This window comes from Bradyrhizobium sp. PRIMUS42 (genome assembly GCF_023006515.1).
GTDB lineage: Bacteria > Pseudomonadota > Alphaproteobacteria > Rhizobiales > Xanthobacteraceae > Bradyrhizobium.
In genome coordinates, this window is sequence record NZ_JALBGZ010000910.1 from 1 (window position 1) to 2,168 (window position 2,168).

The window sequence follows — 2,168 nt, forward strand, 5'->3', positions numbered from 1 at the left end:
GCCGGCGTGATCGCGGCGGCCGACATCATGGGCGCGGATGCCAACAATGCCGGCCTCTGGCTCGAGCTCGACGCGATCCTGGCCGTGGTGATCGGCGGCACCTCGCTGTTCGGCGGCCGCTTCAGCCTCGTGCTCGCCGTGCTTGGAGCACTTATCATCCAGACCATGAACACTGGAATCTTGCTGTCCGGCTATCCGCCGGAATTCAACTTGCTGGTCAAGGCGGTGGTGGTGCTCGCGGTGCTGCTGTTGCAATCGCCGAAGCTGACCGGTTCTGCTGGCATCGTTGCGCGGCTGCGGAGGACCAAAGCATGAAAGGCCTGCCGCCCGTCCTGATCACGGCCATCGTGCTCGTCGCAGGCTTTGCGCTCTGCGCGGTGCAATTCCCCAACATCGCCTCGACCCGCGTGGTCGGCAATCTCCTCACCGACAACGCCTTCCTCGGCATCGTCGCGACCGGCATGACCTTCGTCATCATCTCCGGCGGCATCGATCTCTCGGTCGGCTCGGTGATCGGATTCACCACCGTCTTCGTCGCGCTCGCGGTCGAGCGCTGGGGCATGCCGCCGCTGGTCGCCTTCGTTGCCATCCTCACGCTCTCGGCAGCCTTTGGCGCGGCGATGGGAGCCGTGATCCATGTCTTCGATCTACCACCGTTCATCGTGACGCTCGCCGGCATGTTCCTGGCGCGCGGCGCGAGCTTCCTGCTGTCCACGGAATCGGTGCCGATCACGGCACCCGTCTATTCGACGGTTTCCGACTTCGCGCTGCGGATGCCCGGCGGCGGCAGATTGACGGCGATCGCGATCATCATGCTCGTGATCGTCATCGGCGGAGCCTTGCTGCTGCAGCTCACCCGGTTCGGCGCCAATGTCTATGCGCTCGGCGGCAGCCGGGCCGCCGCGAGCCTGATGGGCGTTGCTGTGGGCAAGATGACGATCAAGATCTACATGCTGTCCAGCCTGCTGGCAGGGATCGCCGGCATCGTGTTCTCCTTCTACACCAGCGCCGGCTACTCGCTCTCTGCCGTCGGCGTCGAGCTCGACACCATCGCGGCCGTCGTGATCGGCGGCACGCTGCTCACGGGGGGGCAGGGCTCGGTGATCGGCACCTTCCTCGGCGTGCTGATCCAGGGCCTGATCCAGACCTACATCAATTTCGATGGTACGCTGTCGAGCTGGTGGACCAAGATCGCGACCGGCGTTTTGCTGTTCGCCTTCATCGCCTTGCAGCAGGGGTTGGTCGCGCTCGCGCGCCGGCCGGTAACGAAGAGCTTGGGAGCCGCGACATGACCTCGCGCATCGTCGTCATCCCGACGCGACGGGCTCACTCCAACCATGCGGAGGTCGCCCGCTCGATCGGCATCGACATCATCGCCGGCCGCTACGCGGAGGGAACGCGTCTGCCGGGCGATGCCGAGATGATCGCGATGTTCGGCGTGTCGCGGCCGGTGCTGCGGGAGAGCGTGAAGACCCTGGTCGCCAAAGGCCTGCTCACCACCAAGGCGCGCGTCGGCACCGTCGTGCGCGAACGCGCGGCCTGGAACATGTTCGACGCCGACGTGCTGGCCTGGCACTTGGACGCCGGCATCGACAAGCGCTTCCTCAACGACCTTGCGGAAATACGTCTGGCTGTCGAGCCGCGCGCCGCAATGCTTGCGGCGGCGCAGAGGTCGGAGGAAGATCTCGTCGAGCTTCGCCGCTGTATGGACCGTATGCGTCTTGAAGCCTCCGATTCCGTCGGCTTTGCCGATGCCGATCTCGCGCTTCACGTCGCCGTGGCGCGCGCCTCCGGCAATCTGTTCATGCGTTCGATCGGCCACGTCATCGAGGCGGCTCTGCGCGCCTCGTTCCTGCTCAGCGCACCGGTCGAGCTGGAGGACCGCGAAACCGTGCTGCTCTGGCATCAGAAGATCGTCGATGCCATCGCAGCGGGCGATGCCGAGGCAGCCTCGGAGGCGATGGTCTTCGTCATTCACAACGGCATGCATCGCCACGAGGGCGCCGTGATCGAGACCGCGCCGTCCGAGGCGTTGCCATCCGCGGAATCTGGAGAGAGTTCGTGACGGAACTTCGGATCGCCATCGTCGGCTTCGGCAAGATCGCGCGCGACCAGCATGTCGGCGCGATCGCCGCGGTGCCGGGCGCGACGCTGACCGCGGTTGCCAG

Annotated in this window: 2 protein-coding genes and 2 pseudogenes; all 4 read left to right on the forward strand. The window is 65.9% G+C overall.

The genetic code is table 11. The features are described 5' to 3' along the window. Positions 1–315, forward strand: a pseudogene (locus tag MOV75_RS35525) (ABC transporter permease); the annotation flags it as partial. Next, positions 312–1,292: a galactofuranose ABC transporter, permease protein YjfF gene (gene yjfF / locus MOV75_RS35530; protein WP_246932090.1), complete on the forward strand. Its 981-nt coding sequence runs from the start codon at positions 312–314 to the stop codon at positions 1,290–1,292. The pseudogene MOV75_RS35525 and the gene yjfF, both read left to right, overlap by 4 nt. Then, positions 1,289–2,065 carry a FadR/GntR family transcriptional regulator gene (locus tag MOV75_RS35535; protein WP_246932088.1) on the forward strand — a complete coding sequence of 259 codons (777 nt, stop codon included), beginning with the start codon at positions 1,289–1,291 and terminating at the stop codon, positions 2,063–2,065. The genes yjfF and MOV75_RS35535 overlap by 4 nt, the downstream gene beginning before the upstream one ends. Beyond that, positions 2,062–2,168 (forward strand): annotated as a pseudogene (locus MOV75_RS35540) (gfo/Idh/MocA family oxidoreductase); the annotation flags it as partial. The gene MOV75_RS35535 and the pseudogene MOV75_RS35540, both read left to right, overlap by 4 nt.